The following is a 20,607-nucleotide window of genomic DNA, read 5'->3' on the forward strand; positions in this document are numbered from 1 at the left end:
ACCGCCAGTCGCGACGACATTCGCGTGTACGTCGCCCGCAAGATCGTGACGATGAATCCGGCGCAGCCCGTCGCCACCCATGTGGCCGTGTGCGACGGCCGGATTCTCGCCGTTGGCGATGCCCAGGACATGCGTCGCTGGACCGACGCTGCGCCCATCGACACGCTTCGCGACAAAGTGCTGATGCCGGGTCTGGTCGAGGGGCATTGCCACCTGATGGAAGGCGCGATGTGGGACGCCGTCTATGTCGGTTACTACGACCGACGTGGCCCGGACGGTCATCTGTGGGAAGGATTGAAGACGCCGTCCGCAGTGCTGGCCCGCCTGCGCGATGCCGAGCAACGCATGACGGACGATCACAAACCGTTGCTCGCCTGGGGTTACGATCCGATCTTCTTCGAAGGCGCACCGCTGGTCGCGCGCGATATCGATGCGGTGTCGATGACGCGCCCCATCGCGATCCTGCATGCGAGCGTGCATCTGATGAACGTGAACACGGCGATGCTCGAACTCGCGGGCATCGATGGGGACACGGACGTCGAGGGCATCGTCCTCGGTGAAGATGGCGAACCGACCGGCGAGTTGCAGGAATTCGCGGCGATGTTCCCGGTGTATCGCGTCATCGGTGAGGGGTTGTCGATTGCGGCGAGCGAAAGTCCGCGCGCGATCTGGAATTTCGGCCGTGTCGCACAACTGGCCGGTGTGACCACAGCCACCGATCTCGTCAACGACCTGACACCGACCGGTAACGCGAATCTCCATGAAGCGACGGCCGATGCGAAATATCCGATTCGCATCGTGCCCGCCTTCGCACCGCAACGTTGTCCCGAGGGTGGGCCGCAGCGCGTACTCGATGCGCGCGAAGGTAATACCGACAAGCTGCATTACGGCCCGGTGAAGTTCATCGTCGACGGCTCGATTCAAGGGTTCACGGCGCGTCTGCGCTGGCCGGGTTATCACAACGGCAAACCCAACGGACTGTGGCTGATCGCGCCGTCGCAGCTGGTCGAGACGTTCCTGCCGTTCCACGCGGCCGGGCTGCAAATGCACATCCACACGAATGGCGACGAAGCTACGGAAGTGGTGCTCGACGCCATCGAGAAGCTGCTCGAAGTACATCCGCGCATCGATCATCGTCACACGTTACAGCACTGCCAGATGGCTGACGTCGCGCAACTCACGCGCGCACAGCGTCTCGGCATGTGCGTGAATTTCTTCGCGAATCACGTGTACTACTGGGGCGACGCGCACTACACCCAGACGATGGGGCCGGACCGCGCCAACCGTATGGACGCGGCGGAGATCGCACGCCAGATCGGCTTGCCGTTTGCGCTGCATTCCGATGCGCCGATCACGCAACTCAATCCGTTGTTCACCGCGTGGTGCGCGATCAAACGTGAGACGTCGTCGGGCCGAGTGCTCGGCGAGTCGCTGCGTTTGCCGGTTGACGATGCGCTGCGCGCCATCACGCTGGGTGCCGCGTTCTCGCTGGGCATGGATCATCTGATCGGTAGCGTCGAAGTCGGCAAGTACGCGGACTTCGCGGTGCTCGATGCCGATCCTTACGAAGTCCCCGTCGACGATCTGCGTCAGATGCCGGTGTGGGGCACGGTATTGGGCGGCGAGATTTTCCGCGCGCCGCGATGACATCCGTATTGGACGCGCCCGTCGCGACAGCACCCTCGGAGGACATCAGAAGCCCTGTGCCGATAATCGTCCTCGGCGGCTACCTCGGCGCGGGCAAGACGACGATCGTCAATGCGCTGCTGAGCAACGCGGACGGCCTGCGTGTGACCGTGCTCGTGAACGACTTCGGGGCGATCAACGTCGACGCTTCGCTGATTCGCGAGCGCGGTGATGACGTGATCGGCCTCGAGAACGGCTGTGTGTGCTGCACCATCGGCGGGCGTCTCGTGGAAACGCTGATCGCCATCGGCGAGCGACAGACGCGCCCCGACTTGCTCGTCATCGAAGCGAGCGGCGTGTCCGATCCGATGCGCATCGCGCAAGTCGGGTTGCTCGATAAGGCGTTCAGGCTGCACGGCATCGTCGTCGCTGTGGACGTCGACGGGATCGCGCAGACGCTGGCCGATCCTTACGTGGGGGACATCGCACGCAAGCAGATTGCATCGGGCAGCACGCTCGTGCTGACGAAGACGGATCTTGCCGATGCGCAGGCGATGGCTGAGGTGACGGCGCAGCTGGATGTGCTCGGTTCAACGAAGATTCGTGTGATCGCCGAGAACGGTGTTGTCCCCCACGCGATTCTCTTTCCCGACGAAGGGCTGACCCGTATCGAGACGTCGGCAGGCCTTCTGAGTCCCAAACCGATACGCTCCGCAACACATGCCTTGCCGCCGGGACTGCGCAGCTTTGTATGGCGTCCGAGCGGGACGGTCGACCGTGCGCGGCTAAAGGCAGCGCTGGCGACATACCCACAAAAGCTGCTTCGCGCTAAGGGTTTCGTGCCGCTGTCGCCGGACGTCATGGGCGAAGTCCACGCCGTCGGGTCGCGCGTAGCCTTCACCCGCCACCCGCGACGCGACGCGTCACCGGATTCAGTTGTCGTCATTGGCGTCTTCACCGACGCTGAGGTGAAAACGTTGATGTCGGCACTGGACGGTGCGTGCGTCAACTGAAAGTTGGGGCGACGGCCGCAGAGCAGGCGGCGAAATGTGAAAGTTGTTGCAACGGTGTGAAGCGCAAACTGGCCGGACGTCCATCCCTCTTGCGAGCCGACATTCATGCCGTCTGTTCCACCGAATGCCAACTTTCCGGTGATGACCTATCCGGGCATGGATCTCAGCGCTGCACGTGTTTCGTGGTTGGTTAAATTCAATAAGCGGCTGATGCTCGAAGGGGGGCCCTCGGACAGCATGTGTCGGGAATTCATGGAGAACTTCCGGCACATGGGGATGTGGGACGCAATGTGCGATTGCGTCACCGACGGACTGAAAGGGCGCGTCTTGTCCTGTGCCACGCGCGCCCATCTCTTATCGTTTGGCGTTGGGCGGGATTTTCTCGAACGTAATCGAATGCTGGAGTCTGCCGCGCAGGACGTTGCCGAGTTGCTGCGCGCCATTCCTCTGCATATCGTCGAGGTCATGTTTGCACGTGCGGAGATTGGCGACCGTTACGCGATCGTGGTGACGTTTCCTAAAGTGCCACTTCGAATGGCGTTGTCGGCCGAGTGCTGTTCGGACGGGCACTTCGGGTTGCGGCAAGAACTGGCAAAAGCGCTGCTTTTTCATCCACAGGAGGATGGCGCTTCGCTTGTGGAGAAGCTCGCGCAGAAGCTAGGGGACGACACGGTGCCAGCCTCCGACGCCGTGATCTGGCGCAGTTGGTCCGCGTTGCTCTATTTGTGCATCGGGAGCAAACCCATTGCCGATCTGTTTCTAAACCGCCGAATCACTTTCGCCTTGGGGATGGTGCTGAGGTTGCTTGCCAGCCGTGTGTGTGGCTACCCGTCTGGTGACGATGTCCGTCCGGACAGGATGCTGGAGGACAGTAAGGAAGCGTTTTTGCTCGCGGGCGACGGCAAGGAGCGTTGGCTGAGTGTGATGGCGATTGCGAAGCTCTGCGCCAATAGCAGCGACAACGCCCATGCGGGGGAGCTGATGGCGCATGCGGGCGAAAAGCTCGACAACTACGTCAAGAAGCTAATCGCATTCGAGCATTTCTCGGAGGCACGCAACTGCTGCGAAATGGCGATACGGACGTATTCGAACTTGGGAAGCGCCAGCTTGGCCGAAATCTTTCTCGCCCGTCTCGATGACATTAATGCAAAGGCTCCACTGACAGATTTACCGTTCACCCCGTTGTTTTCGAACATTGAATCCGTGGTTCGTCGTGCAAGGCTGGCAGTGAGTCCGACGTCAGATTCGATCTCGTCATTTGGCGGTAGTGACTGGCAATCGACCCCAATCAAGGCACCGTGGCATCAACCGATGTGGCGACGCCCATTCATCTCGGACGCGAGTGACGGGTGCGCGCCGATGAGCTCTGACACCACAGGCTAGGAAGCACCCCTCGGCAACTGCGCAATCCGCTCACTCAAATAATCGACAAGCACGCGCACGCGCAACGGTTGATGACGGCGTGGGGCGTACAGGAGGTGCGCCTCTTGCACTGGGCCGGTGTAGGTGGGCAACACACGGACTAGTTGCTCGCTTGCCAGTGACTCCGCCACCATCCACGTCGGTTGCAGCGAAATGCCCGCACCGCCGATCACGCTGTCGAAGAGCGCGACCGCATTGTTCACGCGATACCGGCTTTTCACCGGCACAGTGACGAGACCCTCCGGGCCGTCGAGCAGCAGCCCATCGTCACCTGACGCGTAGCGCAGGTAGTCGTGCGTCAGCAGGTCTTCGGGCGTCGCTGGCATCCCGCGCGTAGCGACATATGCCGGAGACGCCACGAGTACTCGGGGCCACGTGCCGACATGGCGGGCGACGAGATGCTGCGGTAGCGCGCCGCCGAGGCGTAACGACACGTCGATGCGCGCCTCCAGTGGATCGACGAAGTGATCGTCCAGCAGCAGTTCCAGCTCGATGTCCGGGTGCCGATCCAGAAATTCCAGCGCCATCGCATTCAGATGCCTTTGCCCCATCGTCACAGGTGCGCTTACGCGTAACAGGCCTTTCGGTTTCTGAATCCCTTCGCGGGCGTCGGCGACCGCTTCGTCGTAATCCTCAAGCATGCGCCGGGTGCGCTCGTAGAAGCGCTGGCCTTCTTCCGTCGGACTCAGCCCGGCAGCGTTTCGACGCAGCAGACGCACGCCAAGTCCTTGTTCCAACTGCATCACCAACTTGCTGACGGTCGGCTGCGTGGTGCCCAACGCGCGCGCGGCCGCCGACAGGCTCCCTAACTCGACGCTGTGCGTGAAGGCCGCAATGGCGCGCAAGGTGTCCATTAAGAATATTCCTAATTGGAATGAAAGATATGCAATTTTTCCATCTGCTCAAACAAATTGGAAAACAAGACACTGAAGTCCTGGAAACCCATTCGACCCATTCCCTAAGGAGCAGACATGACGACACAACGCCTTTCCCTGCGCCACGGCATCGCAGCCTTGGCGATGGCCGGGACCACCGCGCTCGCCGGCGCGGCTCAACCTCCGGCGTCGTACTGGAGTTCGAGCTGGATGGCGAGCACACAGCCCATCTGGCACGGCGACTTCGTCTTACCGGCGGGCTTGCCGTTTCAGTTCAATCGTCAGACGGTGCGTCAGTCCGCGCGCCTGAGCATCGGCGGTTCGCAGGTTCGTGTCGTTGTCAGTAACGAAGGCGGCACGTCGCCGCTGTATATCGGCGCGGCGACTGTTGCACGTCACAAAGGCGGATCCGAGATCGACGAGGCGAGTGTCAGGCGGTTGCGGTTCGGTGGCGCGACGGATGTAACGCTGCCGCCCGGCGCACGGCTCGTCAGCGACCCTGTTGCGCTGACACTGCCCGCGCTTTCAGAAGTGGCCGTGTCGCTCTACTTGCCACGTCCGAGTCAGCCAGCAGGCTTTCATTTCGACGCACGTCAGACCGCGTACGTGGCGGATGGCGATCAGACGGTGGCGCAACGTTTGCCGTCAGCCGCGACGCAATGGAGCACACGGGTGTTTGTGAGCGAAATCATGGTCGAGACGCCCGAGCCGCCGCGTACGGTCGTTGTGTTGGGCGACTCGTTGACGGACGGCAACGGCTCGACACCGGGCGCGAACACCCGATGGCCCGATGCGTTGGCCGAGCGTCTTGCGTCGCGCAACGTCGCGGTGCTCAATGCAGGCATTTCCGGCGGCCGACTGCTCAAGGACGGCATGGGCCGCGCGGGGCTGGAGCGGGTGGGGCGTGACGTGTTCAGCCAACCCGGCGTGCGCGCCATGATCGTGTTGCTTGGGACGAACGACATCGGTTGGCCGGGCGGACCGTTCTCCCCCGACGAACCCGCCATGCGCGCCGAAACCGTGATTCAGGGCTTTCGCAATCTTGTGGAGATGGCGCATGCCCATAACGTGCGCATCGTCGCGGGCACCATCGCGCCCACGGAGCGCGCCCTTGAGGGCACGCCGCTAGAGGGGCACTACTCGCCGGAAAAGGATGCCGTTCGCCAGCAAGTCAATCGGTGGATTCGGGAAAGCGGCGTATTCGATGCGGTGGTGGATTTCGACGCCGTACTGCGCGATCCGACGCATCCGTCGCGGCTGGCGTCGGCAATGGACTCCGGCGATCATCTCCACCCGGGTGATGCCGGGTACAAGGCGATGGCTGCCGCAGTCGATCTGGGCACGCTGCTCGGGGATGCTGTCGACGTGTCCCGCTAACGCACGGCAGCGCTGTCGCTCAGCGCTGCCGTGACGTCATCGTCAATGCGCCTTTGACGCAGCGCGCTGCCGGTACAGCAGCAGCGCTGTCAGGATGAACGCCAGCAATGCGAACGACGCGGAATAGCGACTGAGCGCAAGACCGCCGGAGCTGACCGGCTTGTCCAGAAAATCGCCGACGACAGCACCCAACGGACGCGTAAGAATGAAGGCCGCCCAAAAGAGGAAAACGCGCGACGTCCGCGTCCAGAAATATGCGGCGACGAGCGCGAGCAAGAGCGCACTGAAGATGATGGCCGCGCCGGTATAGCCGAGTCCTGCCGTGTCCGCCGTCCAGTCGCCGAGCGCGGTGCCCAACGTCTGCGAAAACATGATCGTGACCCAGTAGAACACCTCCGCTTTGGGCGAGTTGACGGTGTCGATCGACACCGATCCCATCACCCGGTGCCAGACCCAGAGCGAGCCGAGCAGCAAGGCGAGCAGCAGCGCCGATCCGCCTGCATAACCGATGCCGAGCGAGCGGTCGGCGAAATCGGCGAGTGTTGTGCCGACCGTCGTGGTGGCGATGATCGTCGCCCAATACAACGCGGGATGGAAGGATTTCGCGCGAATTTGCGCGTAGACGGCGATCAGGAATATGACTGCGAATATCGCCGTGGCGACGAGATAGCCAAGATTCATCGACATGGACACCGCGTCGCCGCCGGTCTCGCCCAGCGTCGTGGCGGCAATCTTGACGACCCAGAACATCAGCGTGACCTCGGGCACCTTCGCTAGCGTCTTGTGAACGTTCGTATTCATCGGGAGTTCCGTGTTGACGACGCCCGCGAACGCTTCGCCGACGTCAGAGAGTCAGTGGAATTCGTGCAGTTTCCGCCCCTATTCTTAGTTCTCGCATAGGTTAAGTAATTTTTCCTGAGGGTGTCGAAGGTTAGTCCGAAGCTGTTCGAAAACGCGGCGAAAAATGGAAGTGAGCGAACAGGCAGGGCGCGCAGACTGCTAACCACGCTCACTTTCTCAGGTTATCTCTCATGTTTTGCGTTGGCTCGGACTCTGTCTGGTTTCCTGTGCATCACTATCCCGGTCGTCGCCTAAGCGGAAGTCGCGTTGAGGTGCTGGACGACTTCAATCGTCAGTGTAAGGACGGTGCCTCAGCGTCGGACCACGTATTCGAAGAATTTGTGGCGCAATTCAGCCTGATCGGGCGGTTAGATTTTTGCCGGAACTGGCTAACGCACAACTGGAAACCCGAGATATTGACCAACGTGGCGCGCGGTCACATGTCTTCCCTCGATTCGGGACGCAACTATCTCAATGGGAAAGAGAAGGACGCGCTTCGCAAGGCAGAGAACACAGCGTTGGAAATTCTCCCGCTGCTTTTCACAGACGATCGACGAGAAATGCTCAAGACGGCTGATTTCGGCGAACGTGGGCAGATCTTCATGCGCTTTCCGGACATCGACCTTCGTGTGCCGCTGGGAAAGGAGTGCTTCGAAGACCGGGATAGAGGGCTCAAGCAACATGAGATTGAAAAACTCTTCGTGAATCAAGAGGGGACAAGCCCTTCAATGTTTGAGAGGTTTGCGCGTCAGTTCGACATTGACAACGACGATTGGGGCCCGAAAAATCCGCAAATTCTGGATCAAGAAGCGTGTTCGACGTGGAGCACCGCGATCAATCGTTGGCTGGGCGATCGGCCCATTGCAAATCTTGTTGCGTCTGGAGACGTAATGCGAGCATTGGGGGTTGCGTTGCGAACGCTGGGGTGGCGGGCGGCAACCTTCGAAGACAACGAAGACCTCAAGTTTGGAGACTTGTTACGCAAGAGTGCTGAAGCGTTTTATCGATACGGCAGTACCCAGGCCTATTGTTCAAGATTGGTGGAGATAGGGGAGTTGTATGCGCGAGCGGGCGATTCAAAAGCCAGCACCGATGCCTATCGGTATGCGTCTGACAAGTTAGGTAATGTAGCGCTGGCCACCCTAAGACACGGTGAAAAAATCTCGGCAGAGATCTGTCGGGAGGCAGCACTGAAGTGTTTCGACGTGCTTGGGGAACGTGTTCGCCACGATACCGAAGTGACAAACCAGGGTGAGAAACCTGCCAGAAGGAGCGATGGCTTTCTGGGATGTGACGAGTTCGAATGGAAGTGGAATCAGGCGCTCTCCGGCAGGGCGTTGCGGCGAATGCCATGATGGAACTCATGCCGCCGCCAGCCCCTGGCAACCAACTTCCAATGCAGAACTACCCGGGGCAGACGCTAAGCGAACGACGCTCATCGTTACTGACGGCGTTCAAGGACCGTCTCAATTGCGAAAATCCGCCACCCGACGAGGTGTTCAGGGACTTCATCCGGGACTTTAGCGCGACTGGGCCGTTGGATTTCGCGCGCGGCTTGCTGCTTGGCGAAGGGAAACGGCGAATCCTTGCGAATTTGGCGATCTGTCGGGTCGCGTCGGCGGCGGCGGGGCGACGGTATCTCGACAAGCATGACGCGTTGCGCGATGTCGACCAGGCGTCCGTCGAATTGCTGAATGAGCTGACGTCGGATGTCAGAAACGAAATCTTCGCGTGTGCGAGACGCGGAGATCGTTATCAAATATTGGTCACCTTGCCGGGCAGCGAGTTGACCATTCCCCTGGGGGCCAGTTGTTTCAAGACGGGGCAGGGTGCTTTGACGAAGGACGAAGCGGAAAGACTCCTGTTGACGCCGGACCCCGACGGCATGTCGATGCTCGACCACTTCGCCCACGAAATGAAGACAATGCACGCGCCAGCGACCGACCCGGAGGCATGCGCGGCATGGTCTGCGCTGATCGAGCGGTGCATCAGTGGCCGAAGGGAGACAGATTTCGGCTGCGACGCAGCGACTAAAGCGGCTTACGGGTACGCGCTAAGGGGAATTGCTGGGCGCATGTCGGCGCGTGTGGGTGACGAGGAGCTCGCCGTGTGGAAGCTGCTGCGCCTCAGCGCTGAAGCATTTCGGCAAGCCGGTGACTGGAAGGAGCGTGGTCGTGGGCTACTGGACATGGCGCATTTCGAAGCGCAGATGGGATTCGGGGATCTCGGAAGAAACGCGAACTACCGTGCAGGCGAAGCGCTTGAAGAGGCGCTTCACAAATTGTGGGAAGATTCGAACCACCACGATGCCATTCACTGTGGCTGGTTGGGCGTCGAGGCTTACAGGAAGTCAGGTGCCCACGTGCTGGCTGGCGACTTGGAAGCCACGATTCAGCGACTGATCGACCGCGACGAAGGAAACGCGTTGGGCAATGCGAGTCTCCTGCTTTGCGAGGCCGTCACGCATGTGAGATGGCAGCGGTATCTATCTGAACATGCCGCGGTGCTCGACGAGAGCCGGTGGAATGACACATTTCTGACGCTGTCGCCAGATGCGCCCAGTATCCGTCGATCTGCATCGTGGCCGTTGCTTCACGTCACCGACGAACATGCGTCGGTGCGGATCGATCGTGAGCGGCGTCGGGCGCAGATGGCGCTCAAGGCTGATTCGTCAGCACTCTCGTCAACCCCGGGCGGACACTGAATGGAGGCTATTAACGCAAGCGCCAGTCCTCTGTTGCCATCCTCGTCGTCGCTTGAACTGAGTCGCCGCCGTCAGCGTGTGCTTGAGCGTTTCAACGAGCAGGCCAGGAATGTCGTCTTCCCGAGCGAGCGCGAGTTCACCGTTTTTTTGCACGAATTCACCCGCACGGGATTACAGCTTGCACCGTGTCTGCGCGCAAGCGACCCCGAAAAATCCGAAGCATTACGCCATCGTGCGATCTGCCACATCGCGACGTTCCCAGGCGGGCGCGTCTTCCTGACGGAGGCGGGATTATTTCACGAGGTCGAATCCGCCGCGTTATCGCTATGGCAAGAATTCAGCCTCGATGCCCGTCAGATCATGCTGGACGATGCAACGCTTTCCAGCGTCGGTTGCATTGTGGTCAATCTTCCGGACTGCGGCATTCGCATGCCTTTAGGCGCACCGTGCTTCAGTAATTCAGATGGCGCATTGAGCGGTGAAGCGTGTGCGAGGCTACTTCTCTCTCGCGACGCGCGACGTCTAACGCTGCTACACCGTTTCGTCCTAAGCCGCAGCGTGGCGGCGCTGGGACGCGACGATCGGGACATCGTAATCGCTTGGACGGTGCTCCTTCGACACGCTACCGACGGCGCCAGGATCGGTGCATTTCTCCCCTCGCTTGAGGACATGATCGATCTGTTCTCGGCGTATGGGCACCTAAACCACTGGGCAAATGACCAGAGCCAAGAATCTCGCAACCTGCAAGCGTTGCTACTAGTTCAATCGGCTGAGGATTTTGGCGCGGCCGACGTTGAGATGAACCCCGGATTCATATGGCGGGATATCGCGTTCTACTGGGCTAGCGTAGGGGATCGGGAGAAAGAGAGAGACGCGTTGGCGTCGGCGAGCGTGTTTTTTGACGAGTTGGCGCGCCGGTGCCCTTTGCTTCCCGGCGCCGGCCCGCGTCGTCGTCGGCTGCGTGAATTGGCTTTGATCACAGCACAGCAGGCGGCCGATATGCCAGCGATCATCGAGGCAAGCAAGCACCTCTTTCTGGTATATCGAGAGCAGGGAAGATGGGACGAGGCGCTGCGCGTCGCGGACCGATTGATCGAGATTGCCAGGCAATATAAGTTGAACAAGGACCTCGAGACCTGGACCGAGCTGAGAGCAAAGACTGAAGCGCTGAAGTCGGGAATTCCAGAGTTGTTCACACCACATGCGCCAAAAGCGGGCGACGGACCACCGCCGCCGCCCCATCGCACTTAAATATCGAACTCCGGATCCGGCGAGCGAAGCTTGCGCCAGATCGAGCGTACGGTGAACGCGACGAGCAGCACCGTCAGACTCACGACACCCAATGCCAGCGGCGTGCGTTGATCGGGAATGAAGGCCATTGCACCGACGATGGACAACATCCCGATAATCGCCACCCAAGTGAGATACGGAAAGCCCCACATGCGAATCTTGAGCCGGGCAGGGGCTTCACGTTCCAGCCGCTTGCGCAACTTCAACTGTGAGAACGCGATGAGCACGTACACGAAGATCGCCACGGTGCCGTACGAGTTCACGAGGAACGCGAACACGGTATCCGGCGACACATACGACATCACCACCGCCGCGTAGCCGAACAGCGTGCCGACGAGAATCGCGCGCACCGGCACACCACGCGAATTCAGCTTGGCGAGCGAGCGCGGCGCATCGCCTCGGCGCGTCAGCGCGAAGAGCATGCGCGACGACGCGTACAGCCCCGAGTTCAGCGCCGAGAGCACGGCCGTCAGCACCACGGCATTCATGATGTGCGCCGCCGCCGGAATACGCATCGCTTCGAGTGCGCTCACATACGGCGTAGCCATACCAGCCGAATTCCAGGGCACGAGCATCACCACTAGCAGAATCGAGCCGATGTAGAAGAACAGCACACGGCCGATGACCGAGTTCGTCGCGCGTGCCACAGCCTGCTGCGGCTCGGCAGCTTCGGCGGCAGCAATCGTCACGATCTCCGCACCGAAGTAGAACCCTGTCGCCGCCACCGCCCCGGACATCACCGGACCGATGCCGTTCGGCATGAAGCCGCCATGCGAGAGCAGATGCCCGGTACTCGCCACGGCACCCGGCCACATGCCGAACACGAACAGCCCGCCGAGGAACAGGAACACCACGATCGCCGCGACCTTGATCGACGCGAACCAGAATTCGAATTCGCCGTATGACGCGACCGACACCAGATTCGTGAGCGTGAGCACCACGAGCAGCACGAGGCTGATGGCCCACGCAGGAATGTCCGGCAGCCAGAACTGAATCAGGTTCGCACCGGCCACGGCTTCGACGGCGACCACGATCACCCAGAAGTACCAGTACATCCAGCCCGTCAGAAACCCGGCCAGCTCGCCGCCGACCGGCTTGTCGTTCCATGCCAGCCGCGCGTATTCATAGAACGACCCGACCGCAGGCATGGCGCATGCCATCTCGCCGAGCATGCGCATGACCAGCACGACCAGTGCGCCGGTGATCAGAAACGACAGCACCGCGGCCGGACCTGCGGCATGGACGACCACACCGCTGCCGACGAACAAACCGGCACCGATCACGCCGCCCAGCGCGATCATGCTCATGTGACGCTGTTTGAGGCTCGATTGCAGATGCGTGCCGGTATCACGATTGGCCATGACGACCTCCTGTGAACGGATGCGCGAAGCGGGGAATCACTGCGAGGACTGCAACGAGGGGGGAACTGCCGATGAATGTCTCAACTGCCACACAACCTCCTTAACACCTTGTCTGACGTCAGGTGCGGCGCGGTAGGTACTGGGGGGCGCGCCGCCCTGCGTCTTCTTGTGATGACCAACGAAACCGCTTCTGCCTTGTCAGACCTTGCCTTTCCAGGGCACGAGTACGCGCTCGAGATAGCGCATGATGAGATCGAACCCGAAGGCGAAGAAGCCGATCACGATGATCCCCATGATCACGATGTCCGACGCGAGGAATTCCGCCGCGTTGAGCACCATGAAACCGAGACCGCTCGATGCCGCCACCATTTCGGCAGCCACCAGCGTGGTCCAGCCCACACCGATACCGATGCGCATGCCGGTGAAGATCTCCGGCAGCGCCGACTTCACGATCACGTGCATCACGATCTGGCGCGGCGATGCACCCATCGAATACGCGGCGTGAATCTGTTCCATCGAGACGGAGCGAACGCCTGCGCGTGCCGCAATGGCGAGCGGTGCGAAGATCGCCAGATAAATCAGGAACACTTTCGAGAACTCGCCGATACCGAACCAGATGATCACGAGCGGCAGGTAGGCCAGCGGCGGCAACGGGCGATAGAACTCGATGGGCGGGTCGAACACGCCGCGTCCGATGCGCGAGACGCCCATCAGAATGCCGACGGGAATCGCCGTCACACAGGCCAGCGCAAACGCACCGAACACGCGGTACAGACTGGCGAGCGTGTGTTGCCACAGCGTCGAGCCAGCAAAGCCCTCGGTCGACACCTGAATGAATTTCTCGACGATGGCGCGCGGTCCCGGCAGGAACAGCGGCTTGATCATTCCCGACGAGGTAATCGCGACCCAGATCGCCAGCAGGGCGAACACGGTCACGACGCTGATCGCAAAGCTGGGCCCCTGACCGGGGGCGCCGAACGATTCGCCCGCTTTCACGGGGCGCGGCGCGAACATACGGGCAAAGAACCCCTTGCGACGCGGTGCGCGCGGCGTGTTCAGGGAAGAGGGCTGACGCTGCATACCGCTGCCGCTATTGGCGGACGGTGCCTGCGGGGTAGTGACGGGTTTGGTCATCATGATGGCTCGTCTCCGGCTTCGATCAGGCACATCAGGCCGCGACCGCACCGGCAGACGCAGTCTGCCCGGCACGCTCGTCACCGTAGATGATGCTGAGCACCGTCTCGCGCATGGCGATGAAATCGGGGCTCGACTTGATGGCGCGCGCATCTCGGCTTTCGAGATAGCGCTTGTTGAAGTCGAGTTCGTAGGTGTGCGTGATGCGTCCGGGGCGCGGTGACATCACGATCAGGCGGCTGGCGAGAAACAACGCTTCTTCCACGCTGTGCGTGATGAAGAAGATCATCTTCTGCGTCTCGCGCCAGACATCGAGCAACAGTTCCTGAATGGTCTCGCGGGTGAGCGCATCGAGCGCGGCCATCGGTTCGTCCATCAGCAGCATCGACGGATTGCAGGTCAGCGCACGCGCAATCCCCACGCGCTGCTGCATGCCGCCCGAGAGCTGATAGATCATGTGATTGTGGAAGTCCTGCAAGCCGACGAGCGCCAGATTGCGTGCGGCACGGGCGCGTCGTTCCGTCTTGGGAATGCCTTGGAGCTTCAGACCGAATTCGGTGTTTTCCATCACGCTCAGCCAGGGCAGCAGTGCGTGCTTCTGGAAGACGACGCCACGGTCGGCACCGGGGCCTTCGATGGGGGCGTCGCCAAGCAACAATTCACCGGAGGTAGGAGCGATGAAGCCGGCCATCAGACTGAGCAGCGTGGTCTTGCCGCAGCCTGAAGCGCCGAGCGCCACAACAAAATCGCCGGGTGCGATGGTCAGATCGACGTGAGCGAGCGCCTGCACCTGCTCGCCGGGACGCCGGCCGGGATACACGACGCTGACGTCGTTGACGATGAGTTGTTCCATGAAGCCCTTCTCCAGTCGATCCAGCTAATCCAGCGATCGGGGAGGGGCTGGCGCGCCGCACAACCGGCCGGCGCGTCGGCCCCGGTACGGCTTACTTCAGTTTGAGCGCGGCGTCGACGTAACGCGACGTGACGAAGGGCGTGTAGTCCGCCTTGACGGCGTTGATCTTCTGCTGACCCTTCAGGAAGTCGGCGGTGTCCTTCAGTGCCTTGGCTGCACGGCTGTCCTTGCCGCCGCCGAGCCATTCCGCAGACGCTTGTTGCTCGGCCGACGGGTAGGCGTAGAGCGACAGTGCGCCCGGCACGTCTTCCGGCTTGCCGCCGATCATCTTGACGATGGATTTCACTTGCGGGGAGCCTGCCGTCCAGGCCGCCTGATTCTGACGGTAGGCCGCGTCGGCGCTGGCGATCACCTTGACGAACTTCGCCATGAAATCGGCATTCGCTTCACCCCACTTGCGGTCGACGGCGATGCCATCGAACGTCGGCTTGCCCTGCTTCGACAATTCGCCCGACGTGATCAGCACGTGACCGCTTTGCTTGATCTGCGCGAGCGCCGGATCCCACACGTAGGCGGCATCGATGTCGCCACGCTCCCATGCCGCCACGATCTGGTTCGGCTGCATGTTCAGGACCTGCACTTCGGTCGGCTTGATACCCCATTGCTGCAGCGCAAACATCGTGTGGTAGTGCGTCGTCGAGACGAACGGCACACCGATCTTCTTGCCCTTGAGGTCGGCCGGCGTCTTGATGTTCGACGCATTGCGCACGACCATCGCTTCGGCCTGGTTGATGTCGTCCAGGATCCAGAACAGTTGCAGATCCAGCCCTTGCGAGACGGCCGCTGCCATCGGGCTGGAGCCAAGCACGCCGATCTTGATGTCGCCCGAGGCAAGCGCCGTCGCCACCTTTGCGCCCGATTCGAACTGGCGCCAGTGGATCTTGTAACCGGTTGCCTTTTCGAACTCGCCGCTCGAAATCGCGACCAGCCACGGATCGACGATCTGCTGGTACGCAATCGTCACCTCTTTTTCCTGCGCCTGCGCTGTCGCGGGCACCGTCAATCCGAGCATCAGGGTTGCGGGCAAGGCCGCAGCCGCCAGTGCCGTCGCCGCGAACACCCGTCGCAGTCGGTTCGGAAGTCCAGTCATGGTTCACCTCAGTTCGAAAGGTTTTCGGTGGAACTCTCGGGTTGACGCATCTGGCATGACAAATCGGCGTCAAGTGACTGCATCATTGCCGCGCACATTTTTGTTCGTTAGAGCCAGTTGGCCGCATTTGATGATGCCAACTGGTCCAGTTGCCCCATGATCGGCCCGCAAGCCGCATGAATGCTCGAATCGCACCTGTTTTCGCTCGTCTGCGGATAAACCCCAATTCGGAATAAACGTCACCGTCTCATGAGTAATAATTGACGTTCTAGAAGTGACAGACAAAAAGGGGACGCGATGTCGAGCCGGATTTCTGCGGCGATGTGGAACCAGTTGTTTTTGGTGTCGGCGCGAGCGGGTATGAGTTTGCAGAGCCAGATTCGCCAGATGCTCGTGTCGGCGATTCTGGACGAGCGTCTGATGCGCGGTGCGGCGGTGCCGTCGTCGCGCGAGCTGGCCGAAGGGCTGGGCGTGGCGCGCAACACGGTGGTGCTGGCCTACCAGCAACTGGTTGACGAGGGCTATCTGATCGCGCGGGAGCGGCGCGGTTACTTCGTCAATGGCGATATCCTCGCGCCGCGCGTGGGGTCGCAGCCCGCGAGTGCGCGGGACGGACGTGACGGGCGCGATGGGCGAGACGGTCGGGATGGACGCGACGGGAAGCATGCGCCGGACGGGCAGACGCAGACGGACGCCACTGGCACCATCGCGCCGCTGGATCCGTCCACGCCCGACTGGGAGGGACGCTATGTCGTGCGGCCATCGGCGCAGCGCAACATCGTGAAGCCCATCGACTGGCAGCAGTACCAGTACCCGTTCATCTACGGACAGTTCGATCCGACGATGTTCCCGACCGCCGACTGGCGCGAGTGTTGCCAGAAGGCGCTCACCGTCATGGAGATTCGCGACTGGGCGCCGGACATGATCGCGCGCGACGACGAAACGCTCATCCAGCAGATTCGCACGCGGGTGTTGCCGCGCCGCGGCGTGTGGGCCGATGCCGATCAGATCGTGCTCACCAACGGCGCGCAGCAGGCGCTGTATCTGCTCGCCGATTTGCTGGTGGGCGCACGCACGACCGTGGGCGTCGAAGACCCCGGTTACCCGGATGCTCGCAACATCTTCGCGATGCGCACGCCGAAGCTGGTCGGACTGCCGGTCGACGAACACGGATTGCCGGTGGACGAGCGCTTGTCGCAATGCGACTACGTGTACGTCACGCCGTCGCACCAATGTCCCACCACCACGACAATGCCGCTTGCGCATCGCGAGGCGTTACTGCGTCGCGCGGAGGCAGACGACTTCGTGGTAATCGAAGACGATTACGAGAGCGAGAACAGCTATTCGGACATTCCGATACCGGCGCTCAAGAGTCTGGACCGCAGCGACCGGGTGATCTACATCGGCAGTCTGTCGAAGTCGTTCGCGCCGGGTTTGCGGCTGGGGTATATCGTTGCGCCGGCGGCGCTGGTGAATGAGTTGCGCGCGTTGCGCCGGTTGATGATCCGTCACCCGTCGGCGTTCATTCAGCGCTCGTTCTCGATGTTCCTGGCACTTGGCCATCACGACGCGCTGCTGCGACGTCTGGCCGACACCTACGCCAAGCGTGCCGAAGTGCTGAGCGCTGCGCTTGCGACGCACATGCCCGAAGCGTCGTTCGTGCGCGTGAAGGGCGGGGCGTCGTGCTGGGTGCAAGGACCGGAGCAACTGAACGCCAATGTGCTGGCCGCCCGTGCCAAGTCGCGTGGCATCCTGATTGAGCCGGGCGACGTGTTCTTCATGGGCGACACCCCGCCGCGCAACATGTTCCGGTTAGGCTTTTCGTCGATCCGGCTGGAGCATATCGAGGCGGGTGTGATCGCGCTGGCCGAGGTGATGCGCGAGACGATGGCCGAGGCGTCACCGATCTCGCGCTAAGTTGCCAGCGCGTGCTTTGATGTCAGGCGGACGTCGAAATGCCGACCGTCTGACCTTGATAGCGCGACATGATGTCGAGCGCTTGTTGCAGGCGTTTCGCGTTGGCCGGATCGTTGAGTGCGAGCGCTCCCGCGATGCCCTGACGCGCACGCTGCGCGAAGTCGATGCGCTCAGGGTCGACGTCTGCCGGAATTTCCGCGCTGCCGTCGACCGGCACCTTCATCGTCATCGCCATGAACGGCGAACTGTCGTCGAGCGTCATCTGGCCGCTGCGAATCTGATCGTTGACCCAGTTGCGCATCTGCTGGCGTGTCATGTTGCCGAAGTCGATCTGGCGCGTGGTCTGTTGCGCGTCGGCGTTTGTGCCGACCGGCTGCTGCGTCTTTTCGGCGAGCACGGCACGAAACGATCCGATGTCGGTGCGGCCGTGGCCGGAGGCTGCGCCGGACGGGGAGCGTCCGGTGAGCGTCTGTGTGATGCCGTTATCGATTTTCATGGGGGATTGTCAGTCATCCTAACGGTGAGGAATGCACAGCCATCAGCACTGTGTTGGACGTGACGTTATCCATTCCCCCATGTTTCGTCAATTAAAACGTCAGGGCGTGCCGTTGCGTCCGTAAAGGCGGAAGCCCTTACGTTCGGACAGGGTTTCGTAATAGAGCGACACGGCCTCCAACTGGGGACGTTCGATCGGCACGCTGAACCAGCGATGCACCGACAGGCCGACGGGGATGTCCGCGAGCGTGAAGTTCTCGCCGCTCACGAAGGCCTGCGTCGTTTGCAACTGACGGTCGAGCACGCGCATGAAGTCGTTCCAGCGCGCCGAGTTGGTGGCGAGCGCCTGCGGGTCGTCGTAGCCGGGGGCACCGCGGATGAGCGACAGGAACGAGTACTTCCATGCCGGATTCAGGTCCGACGACTGCCAGTCCATCCACTGATCGACGCGGGCACGCTCGCGCGGACCGACGGGATAGAGGTCGGTGCGCTCACGCGATGCGGCGAGATAACGCAGGATGCTGTTGGATTCCCACATGACGAAGCCGGCGTCGTCGATGACCGGCACCATCAGATTCGGATTGAGCGTCGCAAAGGCGGGATTGTCGAGCTTGCGGGACGCGTCGCCGTCGCCCCACGGATCGTTGGTGAAGGGAATGCCAAGCTCGTGGGCGAGCCACAATACCTTTCGTACATTGATGGACGCCGGTCTGCCGAGAATGCGGAGCATATCAATCCTTCTTGTCGAGACTTGTTGGGAGAACAGGCTTGATTCTAGTCACCTGGATAAGGCGATAACAGATACAGATGCGCCACTTGCCGGGCAGAACAGATTGACCTTGCAAGCCGTCGTGTTTCCGGTCGATGTAGGGAGTTCAACGCAGCATGTTATCGGGCCTCTAGCGATCAGGCGGGTCTGTCGCGCCCGGACGCAGCGGCTTCGGATAGGATGACCCACTGACCGATGGACATCCGAATACCGGGAGAAACAGTGAAAGCGACGAGTGCGACGAAAGCGATTCGATGGGCAGCGGCAGCGGCCGTTCTGATGGCCAGTGCTGCGGCACATGCGGCGTCACCCTGTGACAATCCGCAGGATCAGGCGACGATGAACAAGTGCGCGATGGATGCGTACAAGGTGTCGGACAAGAAGCTCAATCAGGCTTTCCAGACCCTCAACAACAAGCTGAGCCCCCAGGGAAAGACGGCGCTGCAAAAGTCGCAACGCGCGTGGATCGCATGGCGCGACGCGCAATGTACGCTCGAGACGATGGGGTCCGAAGGCGGGACGATCCACGCGCTGGTGTTCACGAGTTGTATTGACGAGCTGACGAAGGAACAGACCAAACGTCTGGACAAGATGAACAATTGCGAAGAAGGCGATCTGTCCTGCACTCGCCCGTGATCAGGCGATAAGCGACGCCTAAGAGACTTCAGAGGGCGGCGGCAACGACACACCGGTCGTTGCCGCCGCTTTCGTTTTCCGTCAGAAGGTATGACGCAACCCCAGCGAGACCCCGACCTTGCTGCCGTAGGTGCCTTGCGAGGCGATCAGCGTGTATTTGCCGCTGATGTTGTTGTGATCGACTTCGAGATAAACGTCGGTGCGTTTGCTGAGCTGATAGTCGGCCATACCGTAGACGGCCGTGCGCTTGCCGCCCGGTTGCGCCTGCCAGTCGACGAAGCCCCCAACACCCAGCGTCAGCGCAGGCAACGGGTTGTAGCTCAGGCCGAGCAGCATGACGTTGTTGCGCGTCTCCACTTCCGTCAGTTGGCTATGCAGATAACCCGCTGTCGCCCGCCATGCGCCGAACTCGGCACCTGTCGAGAAGCCGAAGGTGTTGCGTGACTGCGTGCCGTCGGCTGACGTCAGGCGCTGGTACAGCAACGTGCCGTTCACGCCGCCCGCTGCATAACCGGCTGTCACCCCCACGCCCGAGTTCGCATGCGTATCGCTCGCGGCGTTGCCGAAGGTGTAGGCCGTGCCCAGCGAGAAACCACCAGCGTCGAGCGTGTACTTCACCGTATTGTCGAGACGGCTACCGACGTAGTTGCTCGCGACGATCAGCGTGTCGAGGTTCGGGTTGTTGAAGATCTGTGCCGCGCCCATCGCCGTATAGCCCACGCTGTACTGACGGCCCACGGACAACGCGCCGTAGCTGCCGCGCACACCGACGAAGGCCTGGCGGCCGAACAGCCGTCCCGCGCCATTGGACGACGCCTGTCCGAAGCCAGCGCTCTTCGTGCCCTGCAACGACGTGCCGTCATCAAGACTGAAACCGCTCTCCAGCACGAAGAACGTCTCCAGATCGGAGCCAAGCTTTTCCGTGCCCTTGATGCCCCAGCGCGAGCCGGTGAACGAGCCTTGCGATGCGCTGAACAGCTTGCCGTCGCTCGCGTTCGCATTGGTCTCGTAGCGGATGGCCGTGTCGATCAGGCCGTAGAGGGTGACTTCGGCGTGCGCACTCGCGGGGGCGAGTAGCAACGGCGAGGCAAAGGACAGGCAGGCCGCGGCGTACCCGAGGCGGCGTCGTGTTGCGAAAGGCATGA

General features: G+C 61.5%; 18 protein-coding genes. 9 read left to right on the forward strand and 9 right to left on the reverse strand.

Annotated elements, in window-relative coordinates:
• The first annotated feature begins 51 nt into the window (after positions 1 to 51).
• From PAQ31011_RS09620 to PAQ31011_RS09630, 3 genes are all read left to right on the forward strand, one after another.
• Positions 52 to 1,647: an amidohydrolase gene (locus PAQ31011_RS09620; protein ID WP_246179497.1), complete on the forward strand. Its 1,596-nt coding sequence runs from the start codon at positions 52 to 54 to the stop codon at positions 1,645 to 1,647.
• A 56-nt stretch (positions 1,648 to 1,703) separates the two neighbouring features.
• A complete protein-coding gene (locus PAQ31011_RS09625; protein ID WP_246179457.1) occupies positions 1,704 to 2,639 on the forward strand; it encodes a CobW family GTP-binding protein in 936 nt (311 codons plus the stop codon).
• A 105-nt stretch (positions 2,640 to 2,744) separates the two neighbouring features.
• Complete coding sequence (locus PAQ31011_RS09630; protein WP_150575576.1) at positions 2,745 to 4,022, forward strand: hypothetical protein; 1,278 nt, start codon at positions 2,745 to 2,747, stop codon at positions 4,020 to 4,022.
• Here PAQ31011_RS09630 and PAQ31011_RS09635 read toward each other — a convergent pair.
• Entirely contained in the window at positions 4,019 to 4,915 is an 897-nt protein-coding gene (locus tag PAQ31011_RS09635) for a LysR family transcriptional regulator (RefSeq protein ID WP_150575577.1), read from the reverse strand. The genes PAQ31011_RS09630 and PAQ31011_RS09635 overlap by 4 nt on opposite strands.
• 117 nt (positions 4,916 to 5,032) lie before the next feature.
• Between PAQ31011_RS09635 and PAQ31011_RS09640 the strand changes: the two genes are divergently transcribed.
• On the forward strand, positions 5,033 to 6,313 hold the full coding sequence (locus PAQ31011_RS09640; protein ID WP_150575578.1) for an SGNH/GDSL hydrolase family protein: 1,281 nt from the start codon (positions 5,033 to 5,035) through the stop codon (positions 6,311 to 6,313).
• Positions 6,314 to 6,355: 42 nt separating this feature from the next.
• On the opposite strand, the gene PAQ31011_RS09645 is transcribed toward PAQ31011_RS09640, so the two are convergent.
• On the reverse strand, positions 6,356 to 7,114 hold the full coding sequence (locus PAQ31011_RS09645) for a COG4705 family protein (protein WP_150575579.1): 759 nt from the start codon (positions 7,112 to 7,114) through the stop codon (positions 6,356 to 6,358).
• Between the two features lie 311 nt (positions 7,115 to 7,425).
• Between PAQ31011_RS09645 and PAQ31011_RS09650 the strand changes: the two genes are divergently transcribed.
• The 3 genes from PAQ31011_RS09650 to PAQ31011_RS09660 are packed head-to-tail and all read left to right on the forward strand — an operon-like array spanning position 7,426 to position 11,108.
• Positions 7,426 to 8,508: a hypothetical protein gene (locus tag PAQ31011_RS09650; protein WP_150575580.1), complete on the forward strand. Its 1,083-nt coding sequence runs from the start codon at positions 7,426 to 7,428 to the stop codon at positions 8,506 to 8,508.
• Positions 8,505 to 9,857 (forward strand): hypothetical protein, encoded by a 1,353-nt coding sequence (locus PAQ31011_RS09655; protein WP_150575581.1) that lies wholly within the window; start codon positions 8,505 to 8,507, stop codon positions 9,855 to 9,857. Before PAQ31011_RS09650 ends, PAQ31011_RS09655 begins: the two co-directional genes overlap by 4 nt.
• Positions 9,858 to 11,108 carry a hypothetical protein gene (locus PAQ31011_RS09660; protein WP_150575582.1) on the forward strand — a complete coding sequence of 417 codons (1,251 nt, stop codon included), beginning with the start codon at positions 9,858 to 9,860 and terminating at the stop codon, positions 11,106 to 11,108.
• Here the strand turns inward: PAQ31011_RS09660 and PAQ31011_RS09665 are convergent.
• The 4 genes from PAQ31011_RS09665 to tauA all read right to left on the reverse strand — a co-directional run bounded on the left by PAQ31011_RS09665 (position 11,105) and on the right by tauA (position 15,645).
• On the reverse strand, positions 11,105 to 12,508 hold the full coding sequence (locus PAQ31011_RS09665; RefSeq protein ID WP_150575583.1) for an amino acid permease: 1,404 nt from the start codon (positions 12,506 to 12,508) through the stop codon (positions 11,105 to 11,107). The two genes, PAQ31011_RS09660 and PAQ31011_RS09665, sit on opposite strands and share 4 nt — an antisense overlap.
• A 198-nt stretch (positions 12,509 to 12,706) precedes the next feature.
• On the reverse strand, positions 12,707 to 13,522 hold the full coding sequence (locus tag PAQ31011_RS09670) for an ABC transporter permease subunit (protein ID WP_150575838.1): 816 nt from the start codon (positions 13,520 to 13,522) through the stop codon (positions 12,707 to 12,709).
• 154 nt (positions 13,523 to 13,676) lie between these two features.
• On the reverse strand, positions 13,677 to 14,495 hold the full coding sequence (locus PAQ31011_RS09675; RefSeq protein ID WP_150575584.1) for a taurine ABC transporter ATP-binding protein: 819 nt from the start codon (positions 14,493 to 14,495) through the stop codon (positions 13,677 to 13,679).
• A 91-nt stretch (positions 14,496 to 14,586) separates the two neighbouring features.
• Entirely contained in the window at positions 14,587 to 15,645 is a 1,059-nt protein-coding gene (gene tauA, locus PAQ31011_RS09680) for a taurine ABC transporter substrate-binding protein (protein WP_150575585.1), read from the reverse strand.
• Between the two features lie 297 nt (positions 15,646 to 15,942).
• On the opposite strand from tauA, the gene PAQ31011_RS09685 reads away from it, so the two are divergent.
• Entirely contained in the window at positions 15,943 to 17,562 is a 1,620-nt protein-coding gene (locus PAQ31011_RS09685; protein WP_150575586.1) for an aminotransferase-like domain-containing protein, read from the forward strand.
• A gap of 22 nt (positions 17,563 to 17,584) precedes the next feature.
• Here PAQ31011_RS09685 and PAQ31011_RS09690 read toward each other — a convergent pair whose 3' ends face one another.
• Together PAQ31011_RS09690 and PAQ31011_RS09695 are read right to left on the reverse strand one after the other, a co-directional pair.
• A complete protein-coding gene (locus tag PAQ31011_RS09690) occupies positions 17,585 to 18,058 on the reverse strand; it encodes a hypothetical protein (protein WP_150575587.1) in 474 nt (157 codons plus the stop codon).
• Between the two features lie 99 nt (positions 18,059 to 18,157).
• A complete protein-coding gene (locus PAQ31011_RS09695) occupies positions 18,158 to 18,787 on the reverse strand; it encodes a glutathione S-transferase N-terminal domain-containing protein (protein ID WP_150575588.1) in 630 nt (209 codons plus the stop codon).
• Positions 18,788 to 19,048: 261 nt separating this feature from the next.
• Here PAQ31011_RS09695 and PAQ31011_RS09700 point away from each other — a divergent pair, with 261 nt between their 5' ends.
• Positions 19,049 to 19,462, forward strand: coding sequence for a lysozyme inhibitor LprI family protein (locus PAQ31011_RS09700; RefSeq protein ID WP_174990042.1), 414 nt, complete (start codon positions 19,049 to 19,051; stop codon positions 19,460 to 19,462).
• Between the two features lie 81 nt (positions 19,463 to 19,543).
• Here the strand turns inward: PAQ31011_RS09700 and PAQ31011_RS09705 are convergent, their stop codons facing one another.
• Positions 19,544 to 20,605, reverse strand: a complete 1,062-nt coding sequence (locus tag PAQ31011_RS09705; protein ID WP_150575590.1) for a porin — start codon at positions 20,603 to 20,605, stop codon at positions 19,544 to 19,546.
• Positions 20,606 to 20,607 lie beyond the last annotated feature (2 nt).

Origin of the sequence: Pandoraea aquatica (genome assembly GCF_902459565.1) — a bacterium.
GTDB classification, from domain to species: Bacteria; Pseudomonadota; Gammaproteobacteria; order Burkholderiales; family Burkholderiaceae; genus Pandoraea; species Pandoraea aquatica.

Coding starts and splice junctions, on each gene's coding strand:
- PAQ31011_RS09620 (WP_246179497.1), top strand. CDS start 52: ATGAATCCGGCGCAGCCCGTCGCCACCCATGTGGCCGTGTGCGACGGC.
- PAQ31011_RS09630 (WP_150575576.1), top strand. CDS start 2,745: ATGCCGTCTGTTCCACCGAATGCCAACTTTCCGGTGATGACCTATCCG.
- PAQ31011_RS09635 (WP_150575577.1), bottom strand. CDS start 4,915: ATGGACACCTTGCGCGCCATTGCGGCCTTCACGCACAGCGTCGAGTTA.
- PAQ31011_RS09640 (WP_150575578.1), top strand. CDS start 5,033: ATGACGACACAACGCCTTTCCCTGCGCCACGGCATCGCAGCCTTGGCG.
- PAQ31011_RS09645 (WP_150575579.1), bottom strand. CDS start 7,114: ATGAATACGAACGTTCACAAGACGCTAGCGAAGGTGCCCGAGGTCACG.
- PAQ31011_RS09655 (WP_150575581.1), top strand. CDS start 8,505: ATGATGGAACTCATGCCGCCGCCAGCCCCTGGCAACCAACTTCCAATG.
- PAQ31011_RS09660 (WP_150575582.1), top strand. CDS start 9,858: ATGGAGGCTATTAACGCAAGCGCCAGTCCTCTGTTGCCATCCTCGTCG.
- PAQ31011_RS09665 (WP_150575583.1), bottom strand. CDS start 12,508: ATGGCCAATCGTGATACCGGCACGCATCTGCAATCGAGCCTCAAACAG.
- PAQ31011_RS09670 (WP_150575838.1), bottom strand. CDS start 13,522: ATGTTCGCGCCGCGCCCCGTGAAAGCGGGCGAATCGTTCGGCGCCCCC.
- PAQ31011_RS09675 (WP_150575584.1), bottom strand. CDS start 14,495: ATGGAACAACTCATCGTCAACGACGTCAGCGTCGTGTATCCCGGCCGG.
- tauA (WP_150575585.1), bottom strand. CDS start 15,645: ATGACTGGACTTCCGAACCGACTGCGACGGGTGTTCGCGGCGACGGCA.
- PAQ31011_RS09685 (WP_150575586.1), top strand. CDS start 15,943: ATGTCGAGCCGGATTTCTGCGGCGATGTGGAACCAGTTGTTTTTGGTG.
- PAQ31011_RS09690 (WP_150575587.1), bottom strand. CDS start 18,058: ATGAAAATCGATAACGGCATCACACAGACGCTCACCGGACGCTCCCCG.
- PAQ31011_RS09695 (WP_150575588.1), bottom strand. CDS start 18,787: ATGCTCCGCATTCTCGGCAGACCGGCGTCCATCAATGTACGAAAGGTA.
- PAQ31011_RS09705 (WP_150575590.1), bottom strand. CDS start 20,605: ATGCCTTTCGCAACACGACGCCGCCTCGGGTACGCCGCGGCCTGCCTG.